Here is a 22,204-nt window from a genome sequence, read left to right as displayed (position 1 = left end):
TCAAAATAATAGACGAAAAGATGTTTTCTATGGTTTGTAAGCGCTTAATAAAATTTCTGAAATTATAATTGTCGAAATTGTCTAAAATAACATTTAGTAACCCTTTGAGTGTTTACACAACGGGATTAACTATCTTTCAAAGGAGAAATCACATGAAATATCTTATTGCCATTTTGGGCTTAATCGTTGTTTTTGGACTGGCGTACATTGCCAGTAACGGGAAGAAACAGATTCGATATCGACCGCTTGCGGTAATGATTGTTTTACAAATTGTTCTTGCCTATTTCTTGCTGAATACGGTGGCTGGAACGTACCTTGTTTCTAAATTCTCGAGTGCGTTTAACGCATTGCTGGCTTATGCCAATGAAGGTATTGGTTTTGTTTTCGGGGGATTATTGAACATAGAAGGCGGCGCGCCGTTTTTCCTGAGTGTACTGATGCCGATCGTGGTCATTTCTGCCTTGATTGGGATATTGCAGTATATCCGAATTTTGCCTTTTGTTATAAGATATATTGGTCTGGTACTAAGTAAAATCAATGGAATGGGCAAGTTGGAGTCTTATAACGCGGTTGCTTCGGCTATTCTGGGCCAATCCGAAGTGTTTATCTCGGTGAAAAAGCAAATTGGATTACTGCCAAAGCATCGACTTTACACCCTTTGTGCCTCAGCTATGTCCACAGTATCCATGTCCATCGTGGGTGCATATATGACAATGATTGATCCGAAATATGTCGTTACAGCGTTGGTGCTTAACCTTTTCGGCGGTTTTATCATTGCTTCCATTGTGAACCCGTATCGGGTGACGGCGGAAGAAGATATATTGGAAGTGCAGGAAGATGAGAAACAATCGTTTTTCGAAATGCTGGGTGAATACATTATGGACGGTTTCAAGGTCGCTATTATCGTGGCAGCGATGTTGATTGGTTTTGTTGCCTTGATTGCCTTGGTTAACGGCATTTTCAGTTCATTGATTGGTATTTCATTTCAGCAACTGCTTGGGTATGTGTTTGCACCTTTTGCTTTTATTATGGGTGTCCCTTGGCAAGAAGCGATTCAAGCGGGAAGTATTATGGCTACCAAAATGGTATCCAACGAATTCGTAGCGATGCTGGATCTGAGCCAACAAACCGAGTTGACTGCCAGAACAACAGGGATCGTATCGGTCTTCCTCGTATCCTTCGCCAACTTCTCTTCCATCGGTATTATTGCCGGTGCGGTAAAAGGACTTCATGAGAAACAAGGGAACGTAGTTGCCCGCTTCGGTCTGAAGTTGCTTTACGGTGCATCGCTTGTCAGCGTACTGTCAGCGATCATTACTGGACTGTTCTTGTAAGCTGGATTATTGGAAGGAGTGCTGTGAGTTATGTCAACATTCAAAAGAGTACATCTAATCGTAATGGATTCTGTGGGAATTGGTGAAGCGCCAGATGCAGCAGAATTCGATGATTTTGACGTGGATACGTTAGGTCATATTGCACGTGAACGAGGAGGTCTGAAGATGCCGAATATGGCGAGTCTTGGACTATCCAATATTAAAGAAATTCAAGGGATTCCCGTTGCGGATAAACCTAAGGCATATTACACCAAAATGCAGGAGGCCTCCCGGGGCAAAGACACGATGACAGGTCACTGGGAGATCATGGGTCTGTACATCGATACACCTTTCCGTGTATTCGAGAACGGCTTTCCAGATGAGCTGATTCATCGCATCGAGGAGAAGACAGGCCGTAAGGTGATCGGGAATAAACCAGCCAGCGGCACGGAGATTTTGGATGAGCTGGGTGCGGAACATGTGGAAACAGGCGCGCTGATCGTATACACTTCAGCCGACTCGGTGCTGCAAATTGCAGCGCATGAAGATGTTGTTCCTTTGAAAGAACTATATGAGATCTGTGAATTCTGCCGTGAAATTACACTTGAAGATCCATACATGCTGGGTCGCATTATTGCCCGTCCTTTCGTAGGTGAAGCGGGGAACTGGAAACGTACAGCGAATCGTCATGACTATGCACTCAAACCATTTGGTCGTACAGTGATGAATGAACTAAAAGATGGCGGACTGGATGTTATTGCCTTGGGAAAAATCTCCGACATTTATGACGGTGAGGGTGTAACGAAAGCGGTACGTACCGTTTCTAATATGGATGGTATGGACAAGTTGTCTGAAACATTGGATGAAGAGTTCACTGGACTCAGCTTCCTGAACCTGGTTGATTTTGATGCACTGTACGGACACCGCCGTGATCCGCAAGGATATGCGCAAGCTCTTGAAGATTATGATGCACGTCTACCCGAGATTTTTGCGAAAATGACAAACGATGACCTGCTGCTGATTACAGCTGACCATGGTAACGATCCAACATACCGTGGTACAGATCACACACGTGAATATGTACCACTGCTTGCGTACTCTCCTCGTTTTGAAGAGGGTAAACAGTTGGATCTTCGCAGTACTTTTGCTGACATTGGTGCAACGGTAGCCGATAATTTTGGTGTGAAATTGCCAGAGTATGGGAAAAGCTTCTTGAGTGAACTGAAATAGAGAAACGGTTGCGTCACATCAGGAATACACCACGGTATTCTCAACATCGATAAATAAGATCACATATATTCGGAGGAGATTAAATGAGCACACATATCGGAGCAAAACCAGGAGATATTGCAGAAACAATCCTTTTACCAGGAGATCCACTGCGTGCGAAGTATATCGCTGATACGTATCTGGATGACGTTGTATGTTATAACGAGGTTCGTGGCATGCTTGGATTCACAGGCACATATCAAGGTCACCGGATTTCGGTCCAAGGTTCAGGTATGGGGATTCCTTCCTTTGCTATCTATGCGAATGAGCTTATTAGTGAATACGGCGTGAAAAACCTGATCCGTGTAGGTACGTGCGGCGGAATGCAGGAGCATGTTCATGTGCGTGATATCATTCTTGCTCAAGCGGCTTGTACGGATTCCAGTATGAACAAACATGTTTTTGGCGGATACGATTTTTCACCAATTGCTACATTCTCGCTATTGAAGGAAGCTTATGACCGTGCAACAGCAAAAGGCATGAAAATCCATGTAGGTAACGTGTTCAGTTCGGATACATTCTATCGCGACGATCGCTCCATTACTGAAAAATTGATGAAACATGGTGTTCTTGGCGTGGAGATGGAGACGACTGCACTGTATACTATTGCTGCCAAGTTCGGTGTGAATGCATTGACGATCTTGACTGTAAGTGATCACCTGCTCACAGGCGAAGAAACTTCTGCTGAAGAGCGCCAGAAGACATTCAACGACATGATGGTTGTGGCGTTGGATACAGCAATTACTTTGTAAACATCGAATTTGATACTGAAGCACGGAGTGGAGGAACCGGATAAGAAGATCCGGAACCGGAACGTTAATGCGAAACGCGTGTTCTATATAATCGATTTTACACAAGGGAGAGATCATCATGAGAATGGTAGATATTATTGAGAAAAAGCGTGACAGAAAAGAACTGACAACAGAGGAAATCGATTTTGTCGTCCAAGGCTATACAAAAGGAGATATTCCAGATTATCAGGTTAGCGCATGGGCAATGGCTGTATTTTTTAACGATATGACAGATAAAGAGCGTGCAGACTTGACCATGTCGATGGTAAACTCGGGTGAAACCATTGATCTGTCTGCGATTGAAGGCGTCAAAGTAGATAAACACTCCACTGGTGGCGTAGGTGACACGACAACTCTAGTGCTGGCACCGCTCGTGGCTGCGCTTGATGTACCTGTAGCGAAGATGTCTGGTCGTGGTTTGGGTCACACAGGGGGCACAACGGACAAGCTGGAATCCGTTGCGGGATTCCACGTGGAGCTTGAAAAAGAAGAATTTATTCGTCTCGTGAACGAACACAAAGTAGCGGTTATTGGTCAAAGTGGGAATCTCACGCCTGCTGACAAAAAGCTGTATGCTCTGCGTGACGTAACGGCAACCGTGAACTCGATTCCACTGATTGCAAGTTCCATCATGAGTAAGAAAATTGCAGCCGGTGCAGATGCCATTGTACTGGATGTAAAAACAGGCGCAGGCGCGTTCATGAAAACAACCGAAGATGCTAAAGAATTGGCACATGCTATGGTTAGCATAGGTAACAATGTGGGCCGTAAGACGATGGCGGTCATCTCCGACATGTCCCAGCCACTAGGTTTTGCTATCGGTAATGCTCTGGAAGTCAAAGAAGCGATTCTGACGCTACAAGGTAAAGGTCCGAAAGATCTGGAAGAGCTGTGTCTGGCACTCGGACGTCAGATGGTATTCCTTGCAGGCAAAGCAGATTCACTGGAGCAGGCTGAACAAAAGCTCAGAGAAGTCATTCAGAATGGTAAAGCTCTGGAGAAGTTCAAACATTTCTTGGCGAACCAAGGCGGGGACGCTTCCGTAGTGGATCATCCAGAACGTTTGCCACAGGCTCAATACCTGATTGAAGTGCCTGCAGATCGCGACGGGTATGTTGCAGGAATCGTTGCAGACGAGATCGGAACAGCTGCTATGCTTCTCGGTGCTGGACGCGCAACCAAAGAATCTGAGATTGATCTGGCCGTGGGACTCATGCTGAACAAAAAAGTGGGCGATCCTGTAAAAGCGGGCGAATCTTTGGTAACAATTCACGCTAATCGTGAAGATGTGGCTGATGTTATTGCGAAAATCAAGGAAAACATTACGATTGCAGATCAAGCTAATGCACCTGTATTGGTTCATGATATCGTAACAGAATAAAATAATCATATCATCACGTTTAGGACGGAGCAGAACTTTTCTGCCCGTCCTTTTTTGTGTATTCATTATCGTATCCATAAGGTAGCAGGAGGGGGATGATATCTCCTAGGATTCTAAAACTTTCTAAGGATTATCTCTGCTTACTCATAATCGCATCATATGCCTTAACCGAGTCTGCGTTGGTGTAGATGTAAGGGGTGGCTGGTTGATCAATCGCTGTCACTTGCGCTGCCTGAATCTCCATCGTATCTCGACCATCAACTTGAGCGGAGCCAATCGTTCCGGTAACCTGAACCCAGCTATCTTTCTTTAAATTGTTAGCATCGGGGATGTGTATCATCACACCAAAGGGAGCTGCGTCTGCTGGACAACACATGACGAGAAAACGCCCGAGTGCAAAATGAGAATCATGTTTCATACCTTCATCTCGGTATACAAAGCCGGTTAGTGTAATCTTTTTACCAGAGAACTGGCGCTGAAACATATCCAGGGTACCGAGTGTCTCAGAAAATATCTCTTGATGTACTTCAATGACAGGCTGTTCATATAATTTTTCTGCCAGTTCCGCGAATTCGCGGCTGTATTCATCTGGCGGAACAAACTTCACGCTAGCAGGTGTATCTGAAAGGTTCACATCTTGTGGTACTGTAATGTCTTGTACATCTAAGCGAGGGGTGGAATTTGGCAAAGGCTCTTTACGCCTTATTTCAGGTGGAGCATACGTTAAAGACATGCCTTTCTGACTCGCCATAGAACTGCCTAAGGCTTGATCGGGCAGAAGAAATCCCAGAATTAAAGGCAAAGCAATGAGGCCATAAATCAGCGTGCTTCGTATGATTCCCGAAGGAGGGGGATGTTCACAACCACAATCGAATTCATTTCGACCAAATAAAGCATGACAGGCCATAACGATCGCAATAAATATGAAAGGGATAACACAACCGAGTAATAGCTTCTGCATCGTGGGAGCTAAATAATAATGCAATGAGTTCGTTGATTGGAGGTGCATAATATAGACAGCCATACTGCCAATCCAAGTTGCTCGGATCAGGGTATGGAAACGAATCGAAGCTGAATTTGAGAAGAAATTTTTAGTCGCCGTGCGATATGTTGGACTTGTTGTGTGACTCATGATCCTCACTTCACTCCTTTCTCTTAAGCAATTTAATGAGTGGATGAAATTACGGGTATAAAGTAGTTAATGATATGAATGATTCATGGGATTAATATATTTTGGATCTATTATCCTAAAAAGTTCACAAGCCATGACCCCGCAAATACGAAGAATACGATGGCCAGGCATACTCCGATGACGAAGCGGGTGCGGAAGGTAGAGAGCAGCATCAATGTGCTCTTGAGATCCAACATCGGTCCGAGTACAAGGAAGGAAATCAGTGGACCTAAAGCAAACGTATGGGAGAAAGCGGAAGCAACAAAAGCATCTGAGGTGGAACATAAAGACAATACATAAGCAAAGCCCATCATAAAAACATAAGACGCTACAGGACCGTTACCCAGTGAAATCAAGTCACTTCGGCTGACAAAGGTCTGGATACAAGCTGTAATCAAGGCACCAATCACCAGATATTTACTCATATCCACAAACTCGTCTCCAGCATGAATGAAAAAGCTACGCCAGCTCTTGGGATGTGTGTGATGATGCTGATGAGCATCTGTAGTTTGTTGGGACGGAGAAGAAGCCATCCTGAAACCAGGGTGTGTCTTTACTTCGACTGCCGCAACGTTGGGTATGCGCAGAGGATTATGTTTAACGAACAAATACACTAGCCCTCCAACAGCAGCTGCTACAGCAAAAGCCAATCCCATGCGAGCAACAGTGATCTCTGGATGATTAGGAAAAGCCAGCAACGTTGCAGTAAACACAATCGGGTTCACGACAGGTCCGCTTAATATGAATGTCACTGCAATGTACGCGGGCATGCCTTTATGCATAAGACGCCGCACAACGGGGATCATTCCGCATTCACAGATCGGAAAGATCAATCCGAGCAATCCGGCCACGAGTACACCGCCAACAGGATGTTTAGGAGTGAGTCTACGTACCATCTCTTCGGATACGAACCACTGCATAAGAGAGGACAACAGAACACCCATTAACAAAAAGGGGGCCGCTTCCAGAAAAATGCTGACAAATACCGTTTTTATATTCTGTAGCGCTTCGCTATTCCAGATCTTGTTCAGATCAGGGGCCAATGCAATGGTTACCGGAACCAGAAACGCAAACGGAACGATGAAGGTTAGGAGCTTCAGACTAGCTGCCATTCTCATGAATAAAGACCTCCGTTATTACAACATTGCTAAAATATATGCTTGTACTTGTCACAACATACATCGATCTGCTTCCTTCATCTTATTTGATGCTTGGTACTGAAAAAGGTACAATATAACAACGTGCCAATGAACGAACACGAAGATCCGTTTGTCTCTTGCAATGCAGAGAGTACAGGACTGTGTTCTTTTGTTGAAGGAGAATATCGGATATGCAGATCTGGAGGAACATGATGAACGTACATGAAGAATTTGAGGAGCAGGAACTGTTGTTGAGTGAACAGCCTGCTCATCTGTGGAGAAGGCGAAAACAGGAACTCCTGCACTGGACAGAACGGGATAAACGAACTGTGTTGCCCAAACGGACTGCGATATGGAATGGGATAGAGGTCGATGTAGAACTGGTTCGCACACTGAGCCTGCTGGAGGAAGCAGGGGTGGAGACCGAGTTTTCCTGTGCTGGTGTTAGTCCGCTGGATGAACCTGTCGATCATTCACTATATGCATATGTAACACTGATCCAGAGCCGAGCAGCCGAGCAGTTTGTACGCTATGCACTTCTGCGAATGCGAAATCGATTACTGGTTACATTGGAGACAGGGCGTGGACGATATGATCTGTCTTCATTTTTCATTGGACATAATCGGAGTTTCTGTTGGTGGATCGAGCAGTGTGCTTCAGACTTTAAAAGCGGAACGAAGCAGGGAAACCTGACGTAGTACATGGGATAGGCTCTTATATTGAAGGTAAGGAGGTCTGACCGTAGTATGAATAAGTGGCTCAAAACGATACTTTTTCTCATGGCCTCTGTATTCCTGACCCGATTTATCCCGTTCTCGTCTTTGTTTCGTAATCTGGATACAATGATTCATGAATTCGCTCATGCTCTAATGACGCTAGTTTTATCGGGGAAGGTGTTGCGAATCGAATTGTATGCAGACCATAGCGGTGTAACATATTCGTCTATGCTGACATCGGGGAGAGCGATATTTGTTTCACTGGCAGGTTACATTGGTGCATCACTTTTTGCATGGTTGTTATTTTATCTGTACCGTAAAGGCCAGCACATGTGGGGATTGGGAATAATGACAGCTGTGGCCCTCGTGTCTCTGTTATTGTATGTCAGAGGGGAATTCGGCATGTTGTGGTTGACCGGATTTATCGCCTTGAATGTCGTTATTATGATTTTTGGAGTCAAAATCGCAAAGTATTACTATCTGCTACTGGCCTTTATTACACTCGAAGAGTCGGTCCTCAGTGCGTTATATGTCGGCTGGATGTCTTGGACTCGTCCATCTCAGGCTGGAGACGCTGCCAATCTGGCACAACAGACATTTCTGCCTTCTCTATTCTGGGGCACGTTGTTTGCTTTGTTTGCCTTATGGTGTGCAAAGGGAGCTCTCACTCTTTTCTTCCGCAAAGAGGGTACGGCAAGAGCGCCGAAATCTCGTAGTTTAAACAGAGCATAGAATGATGGAAATAGTTTGTCGGACGAATAAAAAGCACTTTCTTTCTCCAAAAGAAGGTGCTTTTTTATATGTTATATTTATCCCTTTGCAGCAGTGTGAACTACATCAACTACTACATCAAACTAATTTCCAAGATTGTCCCATAACGCATAAAAGTAATATATTTCCTCCAAGATCGCCTGATCATCTTTGGCTGCAATGCCACCTTTCATCCGTGCAAGTGCGCCCAAAATGTCATAGATACTTTCTCGCTCCACGCTGAATTGTATACGATTGACGATCCGATCCCAAGCGTGCATCGCATAATCCACCTGAGCTTTGGCTTGAGTCCACTGTTTTTCTTGTACCTGCTTCTCCAGCAAGTGTACTGATTCAAGTAATCGATCGTGTTTGCCAAGAGGTTTTTTGAGCATCGGGCCGCTAACCATGATCGAAATGAACAGTAGCAGCATGAGGATCGGGATCGCATAGAGCAGCCATGTCTTCTTTTTCATTTGCTAACCTCCCGGCACAGGTCTGGAGAATGTTCTGATCAACGAAGAGCATTATTTATGAACCTTATTTTGATCTGTTACGGACTTATCAGTTACATGATCTTTGTACAAATCAATATATAACTTGTCGTTTGGTAAAATAGCAGCAAATGCAATGTCCTGAATCGACAGGTTTTGTTTCTTCAATTGCTCTGTTAACCATCGATTGTCCTTATTCCGCTCTGCTAGTTTTTCTTTCATCAGGACACCGTCAATAATAAGCTCGGTCATGAGCTTCTGAGTGGGCGGGTGCATATGCATATCACTTGCGGTTACAGGCTGATTCTCTGGTTTTAGCGCAATGGAGAGGGTACCATCGGGTTCCAGAATGCCGTAGTCGACCGTTGTTATATCGAATACATCTTTTTGCCGCAGCATCATCGTGAGTTCGTCGAATTTCACTCTCATTTTATTCAGATTTTGCTCCAGAATTTTGCCGTTCTGAATAACCAGCGTGGGATTGGAATCCATAATGAGGGAGAAGGCTGGGCTTTTCAGCGTAATGTATTGAAATAGGATCGTGATTAAGGTGAAGATGGTAAGTGCCACAAAATGAATCCATGCTTTGGACGACAAATTCGTTGCAAACGTACCGGCTATGGAACCGATGGTAATACCGTTAATATAATCGAAATAGGTCAGGTTGCCCATTTGTTGCTTTCCTAAGACCCGTGTATAGATAATCAAAGTAAGAAAAGCGATTATTGCTCGAACAGCAACGACCGTAGTTTCCTCCATCATGTACAGATCACCATCCTCTACATCCACAATCCTTGCCCATTAAATACGAACTTATTCTTCATTGGTTGAATGTAAAAAACCGAACCCCGTGATCAGATCACAAGGTTCGGTTGGTGAGTCTACACGCCGGAATAAGCCATGAATCCGCCATCAACAGGCACAACGATACCCGTCACGAAGCTCGACTGTTTTTCATCTGCAAGCCACATTAACGTACCGAGTAGATCCTCCGGTTTACCAAAACGACGCATGGGTGTATGCGCAATAATTTTGCTGGAACGCTCTGTAGGTGAGCCGTCTGAATTCAGGAGCAAGTTGCGGTTCTGTTCGGTCAAGAAGAAGCCTGGCGCAATTGCATTGACCCGAATTCCGGATTCCGCAAGATGAACGGCGAGCCACTGTGTAAAATTGTTTATTGCTGCCTTGGCAGCACTATACGCAGGCACTTTTGTCATAGGAGATGGGGCACTCATAGACGATATATTGATAACGGTAGCAGGTGCATCACGCTCAATCATATGTTTGGCAAATATTTGAGTAGGGATGAGGGACCCGATAAAATTCAGATCCATCACCTGCCGAAATCCCTCGACGCTAACATCAAAAAAAGTGGTCACTTCGGGATTGTCGAGATCTTCCAATCTGAAAATTTCATTCGTTGTATTGGCACTAGCATGATTACCGCCTGCACCATTAATTAATAAGTCACATGGACCAAGCTCTTCACGGACGATATCGGCCGCAGTTTGTACACTTTCTGCTTGGGTGACGTCACAGGCAACGGCAATGGCTCGGCCGCCTGCTTGTTCAATTGCAGACGCAACCTCCTGACCTTTAGATGCCGTCCGGTTCAAAATAGCTACCTTAGCGCCATGTCTTGCGAGTTCTACGGCCATCGAGCGGCATAAGACACCTGCACCTCCGGTGATAACAGCCGTTTTGCCTTCAAGGCGAGTAGTTCGCTCCAGATTAAGGTTCACGTTGTGATCGCTCATGCTTTAGCCCTCCTTTGCAATGAATCCCACACACCCCAGAGATACATAATTCCAAGAGCTCGATCATACAGCCCATATCCTGGTCTGCATTGTTCACCCCATAGATGTCGGCCATGGTCGGGTCTTGCGTAACCTTCAAAACCAATATCATGATAGGCTTCGACAACACCCGCGATATCCACACTACCGTCTTGACTACGGTGAGAGGTCTCAATAAAGTCACCATTATCATAGACCTTCACATTACGAATGTGCGCAAATGGAATTCGATCTTTGAACTCGTGAATCATACCAATGATATCATTGTCGGGATTCGCTCCTAGAGACCCACTGCACAAGGTTACACTGTTCGCCGGACTATCATACAGATTCAGGTATCTGCGAAGATTATCTTGACTGATAATGATCTTAGGTAAACCAAATATCGGCCATGGTGGATCATCGGGATGGATCGCCATTCGAATGCCAAGACGCTCCGCAGCAGGGATGATTTCTTGTAAGAAGTAACGTGCATTCTCCCACATGTCTTCTTCGGTCACATCTTTATAGGCTTCGAATAAGCCTGACAGATATTGCAACCGCTCTGGTTCCCAACCTGGCATTGTGAGGTCCGTATTTTCGGTGATTTTGCGAACCAACTCGAGCGGTTCAATGTTATGCAATCTGCTACTCTCATAGAAGAGGGCTGTTGATCCATCTTCCATTTCTTTGTGCATATCGGTACGTAACCAGTCAAAGATCGGCATGAAGTTATAACAGATTACTTTCACGCCTACCTGAGCGAGCTTTTCCATTGTTCGAATGTAATTGGTAATGTATTTGTCCCGTGAAGGTAATCCGAGCTTGATGTCTTCATGGATGTTTACGCTCTCTACGACATCCAGGTGAAGCCCTGCTTTGTCCGCAGCTGCCTTTACAGCAAGTATTTTTTCCATAGGCCACTCTTCACCTGCAGGAACATCGTGCAGCGCCCATACAATACCTTCAACTCCAGGGATTTGCCGGATATGATCCAGTGACACTGTATCGTTGCCTTCACCAAACCAGCGAAAAACCATCTTCATTCCATTCACCTCATCATGATTAGTGGAAGCAGCATAGCTTGTGATGTAGAAGCATTAGAACGTAACTTATTGAAAATAAGAAGGATATGTACTCCGCAGAACAGCCAAGTCCGTTACGGTTTGGCGAAGATGCTCCTGCATCAGATGTTCTGCTTTCTCTGCATTTTGCTGCTGAATCGCCTGGACCATTGATCTGTGCTGCTCAATCAGGTGATCCCAATGATGATTCGAAGAGAGGCGAAGCATCCGGCTTCGATTCAAATGCACACTCATCTGTTCAATCACAGTCCAGGTTTTGCTCTTATTACAGCCTGCAAATAGAGTGCTATGGAACTCCTCATCCAATTGAAACATACGCCCATCATCCGGTTCGTGCTGACATTGCTGTTGTTGCGTTAAATTTTGTTCGAGAGTGGTGAACTGTTCAGCTGGAAAGTGTGAGCATGCCAAACGAATGACGGCCCGTTCAAGTTGCTCACGCATAAATCGAGCTTCTTCAACCAGATCAACTTGAATGAGGGAGACATACGTCCCACGCTGCGGATACACTTCCAGCAGACCTTCCTGAGCCAATCTGACAAAACTCTCACGCACAGGAGTCCGGCTAACCTGAAAATCCAGAGCGATTTCTTTCTCCGATATGGCTGTGCCTGGAGGTAGCTTGAGACTCAAAATCTGTTGCTTCAGCGTGTCATAGACCAAATCACGTACCGAGTAGGATTGCTTAATTAGCGCAGAGTGAGGACTTGACGGTGGTGATAAGCCGGCTTTGGATGATAATTTAGGAATATGATCCACAACTTCAACCCCTTCATTGCCATACTACCATACAAGTATGTCAGTGTGGAAGCGTTTTATTTTTATAATTATCTTAAGATGAAAGAGTTGGGTTAGGTGAATATGACTTGCGGAGGAATTCAAAAAGATGTAAAATCCACTTATTAGGTTCGTATGTTTAAACGAATTGAAATTATTGAGAACAATGGACTAAACGAAAGACAATTGAGGTGTAGTTATGAGTCATAAGGCACTAAGCATTTTTCAGGATTGTATTCCACTCTTTCAGGTGCTGAGCGACAACCATCGTCAATCTATTTTGCTGATGCTCAGTGAAAAAGGCAAAATGACAGTGAATGAAATTACGGAGCAATCCACGCTGTCTCGTCCCGCAATATCCCACCATCTGAAGCTGCTACTTGAAAAAGGTCTGATTTCAGTGGAACAGAAGGGCACACAGCGTTACTATTCTGCTTCACTCCGCGCTTCAGTCGATTTGTTGAAAGAACTTGTCGCTGCGTTGGAAGAAGAATGTCTGAAATAATTGGTGTGAATATCCATCTACTAAAAACAACAACATGCCCAGGCATGTGTTTTATTGGTTCGTCAGTTTAAACGTTTCATCAATAACGAGAAAAGGGAGCACGGCCTCTATGACCACGTTTCAGGAACTTACCACAGAAGATGTGCATGTTATTCTTGAGAAACAACGGACATTTTATCGAACAGGGATTACCCGTTCAGCAGATACGAGAATCGAACGTCTAACCCGTTTAAAGGAAGCCATACAGAGATATGAACCTAAGCTGACCCAAGCACTGTATCAAGATTTAGGGAAAAGTGAATTCGAATCCTACACGACAGAGATCGGATTTATGATGGACAGCATCAAACACACTATTCGCAAAATTAAAAAATGGGTAAAACCTGTCAAAGTCAAGACACAAGCAGCACTTCTGGGCTCCAAAAGTTATATCCTCCCTGAGCCTTATGGAACGGTGTTAATTATTGGCCCATTTAATTATCCATTTCAACTCCTCATTGAACCTCTTGTCGGCGCAATTGCGGCAGGTAATACGGCGGTGCTCAAAGCTTCAGAAAACACTCCAGCCGTATCGGCTGTTGTCCGGGAGCTGATTGGTGAAGTATTCGAGCCAGAATACGTACAAGTGGTTGAAGGGGCAAAAGACACAACGACAGCACTTATTCATGCACCCTTCGACTATATCTTTTTTACAGGTAGTGTACCCGTAGGTAAGATCGTGATGGAGGCCGCGGCCAAAAATCTCGTTCCTGTTACGTTAGAACTTGGAGGGAAAAGTCCTGTCATCGTCGATGAGCAGGCTGATATCCAAGTCGCTGCTGAACGTATTATGTGGGGCAAATTGCTTAACACAGGGCAGACTTGTATTGCACCTGATTACTTGCTCGTACATGAGCGTGTGAAACAGCCTTTGATTGAAGCTATGAAAACAGCTATTGTGGCCTTCTTCGGAACAGACATTCAAAATAATAAGGATTATGGGCGTATCGTGAACAAATCACACTTTAAACGTTTGACTACACTCATCGAGCGAGATCAGGATAAGTTGATCTTTGGAGGAGCCTCCGATGAGAAGGATCGTTATATTGAGCCTACATTAATCGATGCTGAGTCGTGGAATGCAGCTACGATGGAAGATGAGATTTTTGGGCCCATTTTACCGATTATCAGCTATAGTGACTTGGATGAAGCAATTGGAGAAATCATTAAACGTCCTAAGCCGCTTGCTCTGTATTTATTCACCTCCGATTCAACCGTTCAGGACAAAGTGTTAAATGAAGTTTCTTTTGGCGGAGGATGCATTAACGATACGATTACTCATGTGGCTAATTCGCGATTGCCATTTGGAGGCGTAGGCCATTCTGGAATTGGTTCGTACCACGGACGGTATAGCTTCGAGACCTTTTCCCATATGAAAAGTATTTTGAAAAAGAGCACTAAAGTTAATCCGCCCATCTTATATCCTCCTTATAATAATAAGCTGAAGCTGATCAAACGTTTGCTGAAATGATGAACATACATTCAACATTCAATAACTAAAAACAGCCTGTCACTGGAGTTTAATCCAGGGCAGGCTGTTCCTGTCTGTATTGCGAAGGGGACTTGCCGGACCATCGCTTGAATTGACGGCTGAAATGAGCGATATCTTTATACCCGAGCATTACCGCTATATTTTGCACAGAAAGCTGCGGATTGCCCAGTAGAACTTTGGCCTCATGCAGCACCATTTGGGATAGGAATGTACGAGGCGACTGGCCAAACACCTGCTTGAATACCCGATTGCAATGGGAAGGACTGATACCCAGCTCTGCGGCGATGTCATCAATACCATAGTGACTGCCCGTTTCATCTCCTTGTTTGAATTGCTGGCTCATTAGCCCTTGCAGACGGTTCCGAATCTGATGCGCCAGTTCCATTCGCTCGTAACCATTGGTGAACGTCTGTGCTGCTTCCTGAGAGACAGTCTCCCACAGATGACCAAATAGCTCAAATACAGCCGATTGCAGCTGCATACGTTGGACCATCGCATTGGGTGATTGATCTGGTGCAGAGGACATCAGCTTATGTAGCACCGGTTCAATCTGCTGAGTAACCAGACTGTCCGCACTGAATAACACTTGTTTGATTCGAGCCAGAAGGGAGAGAAACAGCTGATCATCAATATCAAAATGCATACAGAAATAGGTGAAGTCTTTTCCGTTCCGGCTTTGACTGGAATGCACGCTTCCCGGAGGGATCAACAGCAGTTCACCGGCGTTCTGAACATATAAAGTACCGTTGATCGTCATATACTGCACACCCTCTGTGACGTAATTAAGCTCATACTGAGGATGCTCATGCGCCGGATAGTCCCAATCGGTTCCGACACTGCGCAGATGGATGGCGAACAGATTGACAGTCGTTTGCACATCGGGGTAAAAAATTTCATGCACACTTTCTCCTAGATTGGGAGGTAAGTAGGTGGAAGACATATGATTTCCTCCTTACGTTAGTTCATGTTATGTGTATGTAGAGAAGAGATCCTTTACAATTTAAGATTGTAACCGCTTTATATTTTATCATGTTTCAGCTTGATTTGGGTAAATATCCGATTGATTTGTTCATGGTCTGGACGGGCAGTGCATGATAGGATGAGGCTAATGAAAACGCATGCATATCTTATTCCGAGAGGGGCTATGAAGATTGAGCACATCCAGATCTATTTTTTATAACGCGCATCACGCGCCAATTGGTGCATTTGCCAGTTTCACGCTAGGTTATAAAGGGGCTAAAGGCGGACTGGGTCTCGAACTTGGCAAGCCAGCTGACCAGAACGTATATATTGGATTACAGGCTCGTGATGAAGAGCATTATCAGGCGTTGCCTTTTTATGAGGCAAGTGAGGATGAGAGCAGCCGTTATGATGTGGAGAAGCTGGGCAACGAAAATCAGGCGGACGGTGCAGGGGCCCAGCCGCTAATCTCGGCTTTTCGGGATGAAGACATTACTCGGGAGTTCACCTCAAGTACAGATACGTGGACAGCAGGGGATCTTGAATTCCGCATCTATTCACCTGTACGTCCAGTTCCGCACCCGAAGAGTTCTGACCGTGAAGCGCTTATGGATGCCCTCGTGCCTGCTGTATTGGTTGAAATGACGATAGACAACAGTCAAGGTGAGAAAACACGCAATGCTTACTTTGGTTATCAAGGTAGCGATCCGTATTCTGCAATGCGTTTGATCGGCGGACCAGAGGGTGGAACGTTGACAGGGGTTGGACAAGGCCGGTTGACAGCTATCGTGTCCAAAAACGAGGGACTGTGGCCTGCGCGTGGATTTACGCTTGAGAAGATTCTGGAGGAAAAACATCGGGATAATCTGGCCTTTGGCTTGGGGGCTACCTCTGTATTGCTGATGGAAGTGCCGGCTGGTGAGAAACGCACATTCCAATTCGCTGTATGTTTCTACCGCGGTGGGATTGTAACCACTGGAATGGATACGACGTATTGGTACACACGCTACTTTGCTGATATTTTAGAGGCGGGTGAGTATGCGTTGAATCGCTTTGATGCCCTGACTGCTTCATGTGCTGAAGTTGATCAACGTCTTGGAACGGCAGCATTGAGTGAGGATCAGTCCTTTATGCTTGCCCATTCTATTCATAGCTACTATGCGAGTACTCAGTTGCTGGATGCAGATGGAGAACCGCTCTGGATTGTGAATGAAGGGGAATACCGGATGATGAATACGCTGGACCTGACTGCAGACCAGTTGTACTTTGAGCTTGCCCTCAATCCTTGGACGGTACGTAACGAGCTGGAGTGGTTCGTGAAGCGTTACAGCTATACAGATCAGGTTCGTTTCCCGGGAGAAGAGAAGTTATATCCTGGCGGAATTACGTTTACGCATGATATCGGCATTGCCAATGTATTCTCTCGTCCGGGTCACTCTGCATATGAACTGGTCGGTATCGACGATTGCTTCTCCCAGATGAGTCATGAAGAGCTGGTGAACTGGCTCTGCTGCGCAACAGTATACATTGAGCAGACGCAGGATCGGGAGTTTGTCCAAGCGATGCTGCCGGTTATTCAGGAATGCTTCCAAAGTATGCTTAACCGCGACCATCCTGAAGAGGATCAACGTAACGGTTTGATGGGCCTGGATAGCAGCCGTACACAGGGCGGGGCAGAGATTACTACGTATGATAGTCTGGACGTATCCCTCGGGCAGTCGCGTAATAATATTTACCCTGCTGGTAAATGCTGGGCCGTGTATGTTGCACTGGAGAAACTGTTTGCTGCCGAGAAGCTGTTAGAACTGTCTCATCAGGCAGGAAAACAAGCCGATCGCTGTGCAGCAAGTGTTGCCGCTCAGTTGACCGATGGAGGATACATTCCAGCAGTTATTGCGGAAAATAATGATTCACGTATCATTCCAGCGATTGAAGGTCTGGTATTCCCTTATTTTACAGGTTGCGTAGCGGCACTTGATCTGAATGGTCGATTCGGATCTTATATCAAGGCGCTGTACACGCATCTTCAAACTGTACTTGTTCCTGGAACATGCCTGTTTGAAGATGGAGGCTGGAAGCTGTCTTCCACAAGCAACAATTCCTGGTTGAGTAAGATTTACTTGTCCCAATTTATTACCCGTGAGATTCTGGGTGTGGAGTGGGATGAGACTGGAAAAGCAGCAGACGCAGCTCACGTGAAGTGGCTGCTTCATCCGGAGGAATCCTATTGGTGCTGGAGTGACCAGATTTTATCCGGTGTTGCAGTGGGCAGCAAGTATTATCCACGCGGCGTAACGTCAATCCTGTGGCTGCTTGAAGGTAAAGGTAATGCTCTTACAGAGATCTATGCCAAAAAGGAGGTTGTGCAATGAGTCAGACGACCATTCACTCCAGTCTGTCCGGTCCCCAGTATGATGCTTGGTTAGGTTATCATGCTGCATTACCAGGAACGAACGGGGCTACAAGAACGGCAGCTCCTCTCTGGAGCAGGCTGATTGATGTACAGGAACATCATCCAATCATTGACACTGCACTTACTGAGCTCAAGCTGGGGCTTCGCAAGTTATACGGGGAAGAGCCTGTACTCTGCAATGCAGAGGAACAGAATGCTGAGCAGAAGGAACGTAATCCTGCCATTCGACTCGGCACTTGGGCCGGGAGCGAATCTGTGGTCAATGCGTTCACAGACGCGGAACGTTCTGCTGTGCACGGTGAGGGTTACCTTATTCGTGAAGATGAGTCTCTCCATGAGCTGGTGATTGGTTCTGAAACACCGCAAGGTATTCTGTATGCTGTGTTTCACTTACTTCGTGAACTGACGTTAAATCCAGGGGTTACGAGTGGTAAGGCCGATTCCACATTAAATGTGGAGAAAAGGCCAATTGCATTTCAAGAGCAGCCTGTAAACCAGCTGCGCATGATTAATCAGTGGGATAATGTGGATGGCAGTATCGAGCGGGGATATGCCGGGCGTTCTATTTTTTATGAAAATGGCGAGTTCTCACAAGATTTAGGACGGATTCGAGATTATGCCCGATTACTAGCTTCAACCGGTATTAATGCGATATCTATAAACAACGTTAATGTGCACAAGCAAGAGAGTCTGTTTCTGACAGAACGTTACCTGGGAGACGTTGCGAAGGTAGCCGCTGAGTTCAGAGCTTACGGTATTCGCTTGTTTCTTAGTGCCAATTATGCGAGTCCAATCGAAGTTGGTGGTCTGCCAACCGCTGATCCACTGGATCAACAGGTGCGAGAGTGGTGGAACATTCAAACGGCGAAGGTATACGCTGCGATTCCGGATTTTGGTGGATACCTGATTAAGGCTGATTCTGAAAATCGTCCTGGGCCGTTCACATATAACCGAGATCATGCAGATGGCGCGAACATGTTAGCTGAAGCACTCCGTCCGTTTGGCGGGCTGGTAATCTGGCGCTGTTTCGTTTACAACTGTAAACAAGACTGGCGAGATCGATCTACAGACAGGGCTCGTGCGGCGTATGATCACTTTAAACCGCTGGATGGACGATTTGCGGACAATGTTATTTTGCAGATCAAAAATGGGCCGATGGATTTTCAGGTCAGAGAAGCGGTATCACCTCTATTTGGAGCGATGGAGAAGACGAATCAAGTCATTGAGTTCCAGATTACACAGGAATACACGGGGCAGCAGCGACATCTGGCTTATCTTGTGCCCCAGTGGAAAGACGTTTTGGATTTCGAGACCTACGCTAAGGGTAAGGGTTCAGAGATCAAACGTATTGCAGATGGTTCGCTCTATCAGCGTCCTTATAGCGGGTTCGCTGCTGTATCCAACATTGGTGCGGATGCGAGTTGGACGGGACATCCTTTGGCTCAAGCGAATCTGTACGGATATGGCAGACTGGGGTGGAATCCCGAACTTTCAGCGGAAGACATTGCGGAAGAGTGGGTAAGATTAACGTTTGGACATGATGAACAAGTTGTTCAGCGGATTACGGGTATGCTGCTATCTTCCTTGGATATCTACGAAAACTATACTGCACCTCTGGGTGTGGGTTGGATGGTGAACCCGGATCATCACTACGGACCTAATGTAGATGGGTATGAGTATTCCAAATGGGGAACGTATCACTTTGCCGACTGTCATGGAATTGGGGTTGATCGGACGGTGAAGAGTGGTACAGGGTATACTTCCCAATATCATCCTGAAAATGAGGCTAAATACGAATCATTGGAGACTTGTCCCGATGAATTAATTCTCTTTTTCCATCATGTTCCGTATACGCATGTGTTGCACTCTGGTAAAACGGTCATTCAGCACATTTACGATACTCACTTCGAAGGTGCCGCACAAGCCGAAGCTCTAGCCGAGACATGGAGAGAGCTGGAGGGAAAAGTAGATCCAGTTATCTTTGATAAGGTTGCTGCTCTGCAAGAAGGACAGGCCGAACATGCGAAGGAATGGCGGGATATGATTAATACGTATTTTTATCGCAAGAGCGGAATTGCGGATGAACAGGCACGAAAGATCTATTCATAATGTATAAGCATACGGCTAACGCACAGTGTACTAAACGTTTTCTTTAAACCAGGATACAGCAGTGACATGCATAAGGGGGAGAATACGTATGAGTCAACATCGATTACCTGAGATGATGAAGGCTGCTGTTATGACAGAGCCAGGACATATTGTAATTGAGGAACAACCTGTTCCTCGACCTTCAGCCAATGAAGTACTGATCAAGGTGATGGCTGTGGGCGTCTGCGGATCGGATGTACACTATTTCGAACATGGGCGGATTGGTAGATTTGTTGTAGAGAAGCCGATCATTCTTGGTCATGAATGTGCAGGTGTTGTTGTAGCGGTCGGAGAAGACGTCACACGTTTGAAATCTGGAGATCGGGTAGCCATTGAACCTGGAGTAACATGCGGTCATTGTGCAGCTTGTAAGACAGGGCGCTACAATCTGTGCCCGGATGTGCAGTTTCTAGCAACACCTCCGGTGGACGGCGCTTTTGTGCAGTACATGGTTATGCGTGAAGATATGGTATTTCCGATTCCGGATCATCTGACGTATGAAGAAGCAGCCATGAATGAACCTTTCTCTGTTGGCATTCATGCAGCGAGGCGCAGTAAACTGGCCCCAGGCTCTACACTGGCTATTATGGGCATGGGACCTGTTGGACTGATGGCTGTTGCGGCTGCGAAATCTTTCGGTGTTCAGACGATTATCGTTACGGACCTGGAAGAGGTTCGTCTTGAAGCCGCGAGACGGATGGGGGCAACACATACTATAAATGTACGTCATGAAGATGCACTTGCTCTCATTCGAGAGATTACGGGTGGGACCGGTGTGGATACAGCATGGGAGACAGCAGGTAATCCCCAAGCACTGCAATCAGCCCTTTACTCTCTACGTAGGGGTGGTACACTTGCCATTGTGGGATTGCCTGCACAGGACGAGATTGCCATTAACATCCCGTTTATTGCGGACAATGAAGTGGATATCTATGGCATCTTCCGTTATGCCAACACGTATCCTGCGGGGATTACCTTCTTAAGCTCAGGTCAACATGACGTGATGTCTCTGATTACAGATCGATATCCACTCGAAGAGACACAGCAAGCAATGGAGCGAGCGCTGCATAACAAGAGTGGAAGTCTGAAAGTGATGGTTTACCCGAACGGTATGTAAAATAAATCGAAAGGAGTCCTGTACACGAATGTGTATAGGGCTCTTTTTCGATAGTAAGATTCCCTTTTTTTCTTTTTCCGCATGAAAACATGGACAACTTGCCGGCACATGGTATAATTCATGTTGATTTTAATATATAAATGTAAACACGTGGTTACAGGTGTTCATAATTTAGCGAAAGGAACTGAAGGTTGTGAGAACACATGAATTTATGATTCACGCGGATTTCCATCGGGATGAGCTGTTGTCGGTATCCTCTCAAGCGTCACGTTTTGCCTCGGAGATTTCCTTGTCTTATACGGAGTCTGATCACGAGCATCGTGTAGATGTGAAGAGCTTACTTGGTATGGCGCTGCTGCCGCTTCGAAATGGTAGTATTGTCCGATTACAGACCAAAGGAAGGGACGAATTAGAGGCGTTGGAGTACATGCTACATGTACTGGAGAAAGGCCCAGCCTAAAAACCGATTACATGCCGAATCGCATGGATTATAAATTTTCTGTCTTTTCATCAATTCTTGCTGGTACTTCGTGCAAAAAAAGAGTATAATAAAATTTAGTGTTATTCTGGGAGTACCCAAATTAAAGGAGTGTAAATAGATTATGGCAAAAGTTGACATCCATCCAAAGACACAGCTCGTTATTTTCTACGATGCAAGTGCTGACTTCAAATTCCTGGCTTCTTCCACGAAGTCCTCGAACGAAACTATGGAATGGGAAGACGGTAACACATATCCTGTGATCCGTGTAGATACTAGCTCTGCATCCCACCCGTTCTTCACTGGTAAACAAAGAAACGTGGATATCGGTGGACGTGTTGACAAGTTCAACCGCAAATACAACCTCAAAAACTAGTTCTTCTATAGTTGA

21 protein-coding genes are annotated in these 22,204 nt (G+C 45.6%); 13 read left to right on the top strand and 8 right to left on the bottom strand.

The window, feature by feature from the left end:
- Positions 1-152: 152 nt before the first annotated feature.
- From PQG66_RS06965 to PQG66_RS06950, 4 genes are all read left to right on the top strand, one after another.
- Positions 153-1,334 (top strand): NupC/NupG family nucleoside CNT transporter, encoded by a 1,182-nt coding sequence (locus tag PQG66_RS06965; RefSeq protein WP_272036693.1) that lies wholly within the window; start codon positions 153-155, stop codon positions 1,332-1,334.
- 30 nt (positions 1,335-1,364) lie between these two features.
- The gene (gene deoB, locus PQG66_RS06960) at positions 1,365-2,543 is read left to right on the top strand and encodes a phosphopentomutase (RefSeq protein WP_272036691.1); all 1,179 of its coding nucleotides are present in this window, start codon (positions 1,365-1,367) and stop codon (positions 2,541-2,543) included.
- Between the two features lie 83 nt (positions 2,544-2,626).
- Positions 2,627-3,334, top strand: coding sequence for a purine-nucleoside phosphorylase (gene deoD, locus PQG66_RS06955; RefSeq protein ID WP_272036689.1), 708 nt, complete (start codon positions 2,627-2,629; stop codon positions 3,332-3,334).
- Positions 3,335-3,452: 118 nt separating this feature from the next.
- Positions 3,453-4,754 carry a pyrimidine-nucleoside phosphorylase gene (locus PQG66_RS06950; RefSeq protein WP_272036686.1) on the top strand — a complete coding sequence of 434 codons (1,302 nt, stop codon included), beginning with the start codon at positions 3,453-3,455 and terminating at the stop codon, positions 4,752-4,754.
- A gap of 130 nt (positions 4,755-4,884) precedes the next feature.
- Here PQG66_RS06950 and PQG66_RS06945 read toward each other — a convergent pair whose 3' ends face one another.
- Complete coding sequence (locus tag PQG66_RS06945; protein ID WP_272036684.1) at positions 4,885-5,886, bottom strand: TIGR03943 family putative permease subunit; 1,002 nt, start codon at positions 5,884-5,886, stop codon at positions 4,885-4,887.
- A 110-nt stretch (positions 5,887-5,996) separates the two neighbouring features.
- Positions 5,997-7,043, bottom strand: coding sequence for a permease (locus tag PQG66_RS06940; RefSeq protein WP_272036682.1), 1,047 nt, complete (start codon positions 7,041-7,043; stop codon positions 5,997-5,999).
- Positions 7,044-7,255: 212 nt separating this feature from the next.
- On the opposite strand from PQG66_RS06940, the gene PQG66_RS06935 reads away from it, so the two are divergent.
- Both PQG66_RS06935 and PQG66_RS06930 read left to right on the top strand, forming a co-directional pair.
- Complete coding sequence (locus PQG66_RS06935; RefSeq protein ID WP_272036681.1) at positions 7,256-7,762, top strand: hypothetical protein; 507 nt, start codon at positions 7,256-7,258, stop codon at positions 7,760-7,762.
- Between the two features lie 48 nt (positions 7,763-7,810).
- Positions 7,811-8,512 carry a M50 family metallopeptidase gene (locus PQG66_RS06930; RefSeq protein WP_272036679.1) on the top strand — a complete coding sequence of 234 codons (702 nt, stop codon included), beginning with the start codon at positions 7,811-7,813 and terminating at the stop codon, positions 8,510-8,512.
- Between the two features lie 122 nt (positions 8,513-8,634).
- Here the strand turns inward: PQG66_RS06930 and PQG66_RS06925 are convergent, their stop codons facing one another.
- The 5 genes from PQG66_RS06925 to PQG66_RS06905 all read right to left on the bottom strand — a co-directional run bounded on the left by PQG66_RS06925 (position 8,635) and on the right by PQG66_RS06905 (position 12,634).
- Entirely contained in the window at positions 8,635-9,006 is a 372-nt protein-coding gene (locus PQG66_RS06925) for a DUF4363 family protein (RefSeq protein ID WP_272036677.1), read from the bottom strand.
- A gap of 51 nt (positions 9,007-9,057) precedes the next feature.
- On the bottom strand, positions 9,058-9,813 hold the full coding sequence (locus PQG66_RS06920) for a DUF421 domain-containing protein (protein ID WP_272036675.1): 756 nt from the start codon (positions 9,811-9,813) through the stop codon (positions 9,058-9,060).
- Between the two features lie 92 nt (positions 9,814-9,905).
- Positions 9,906-10,781 carry an SDR family oxidoreductase gene (locus tag PQG66_RS06915; protein WP_272036673.1) on the bottom strand — a complete coding sequence of 292 codons (876 nt, stop codon included), beginning with the start codon at positions 10,779-10,781 and terminating at the stop codon, positions 9,906-9,908.
- A complete protein-coding gene (uxuA, locus tag PQG66_RS06910) occupies positions 10,778-11,845 on the bottom strand; it encodes a mannonate dehydratase (RefSeq protein ID WP_272036671.1) in 1,068 nt (355 codons plus the stop codon). The genes PQG66_RS06915 and uxuA overlap by 4 nt, the downstream gene beginning before the upstream one ends.
- 66 nt (positions 11,846-11,911) lie before the next feature.
- A complete protein-coding gene (locus tag PQG66_RS06905; RefSeq protein WP_442955084.1) occupies positions 11,912-12,634 on the bottom strand; it encodes a GntR family transcriptional regulator in 723 nt (240 codons plus the stop codon).
- Between the two features lie 226 nt (positions 12,635-12,860).
- Between PQG66_RS06905 and PQG66_RS06900 the strand changes: the two genes are divergently transcribed.
- Together PQG66_RS06900 and PQG66_RS06895 are read left to right on the top strand one after the other, a co-directional pair.
- On the top strand, positions 12,861-13,166 hold the full coding sequence (locus PQG66_RS06900) for an ArsR/SmtB family transcription factor (RefSeq protein ID WP_272036668.1): 306 nt from the start codon (positions 12,861-12,863) through the stop codon (positions 13,164-13,166).
- A 109-nt stretch (positions 13,167-13,275) separates the two neighbouring features.
- Positions 13,276-14,676 (top strand): aldehyde dehydrogenase, encoded by a 1,401-nt coding sequence (locus PQG66_RS06895; protein WP_272036666.1) that lies wholly within the window; start codon positions 13,276-13,278, stop codon positions 14,674-14,676.
- Between the two features lie 49 nt (positions 14,677-14,725).
- Here PQG66_RS06895 and PQG66_RS06890 read toward each other — a convergent pair whose 3' ends face one another.
- Positions 14,726-15,637, bottom strand: coding sequence for an AraC family transcriptional regulator (locus tag PQG66_RS06890; protein ID WP_272036663.1), 912 nt, complete (start codon positions 15,635-15,637; stop codon positions 14,726-14,728).
- 211 nt (positions 15,638-15,848) lie between these two features.
- Here PQG66_RS06890 and PQG66_RS06885 point away from each other — a divergent pair, with 211 nt between their 5' ends.
- The 5 genes from PQG66_RS06885 to PQG66_RS06865 all read left to right on the top strand — a co-directional run bounded on the left by PQG66_RS06885 (position 15,849) and on the right by PQG66_RS06865 (position 22,189).
- Positions 15,849-18,029 (top strand): glycoside hydrolase family 52 protein, encoded by a 2,181-nt coding sequence (locus PQG66_RS06885; RefSeq protein WP_272036661.1) that lies wholly within the window; start codon positions 15,849-15,851, stop codon positions 18,027-18,029.
- Positions 18,026-20,179: an alpha-glucuronidase family glycosyl hydrolase gene (locus tag PQG66_RS06880; RefSeq protein WP_272036658.1), complete on the top strand. Its 2,154-nt coding sequence runs from the start codon at positions 18,026-18,028 to the stop codon at positions 20,177-20,179. Before PQG66_RS06885 ends, PQG66_RS06880 begins: the two co-directional genes overlap by 4 nt.
- An 88-nt stretch (positions 20,180-20,267) precedes the next feature.
- Positions 20,268-21,335: an NAD(P)-dependent alcohol dehydrogenase gene (locus tag PQG66_RS06875; protein WP_272036656.1), complete on the top strand. Its 1,068-nt coding sequence runs from the start codon at positions 20,268-20,270 to the stop codon at positions 21,333-21,335.
- Between the two features lie 193 nt (positions 21,336-21,528).
- Entirely contained in the window at positions 21,529-21,795 is a 267-nt protein-coding gene (locus PQG66_RS06870) for an HPr family phosphocarrier protein (RefSeq protein ID WP_272036654.1), read from the top strand.
- Positions 21,796-21,937: 142 nt separating this feature from the next.
- Positions 21,938-22,189: a type B 50S ribosomal protein L31 gene (locus PQG66_RS06865; protein WP_272036651.1), complete on the top strand. Its 252-nt coding sequence runs from the start codon at positions 21,938-21,940 to the stop codon at positions 22,187-22,189.
- Positions 22,190-22,204: the final 15 nt, after the last annotated feature.

This window comes from Paenibacillus sp. JJ-100, assembly GCF_948329825.1.
In the GTDB taxonomy this organism is placed as follows: Bacteria; Bacillota; Bacilli; order Paenibacillales; family Paenibacillaceae; genus Paenibacillus.
This window is presented reverse-complemented; position numbering and strand designations above follow the sequence as displayed.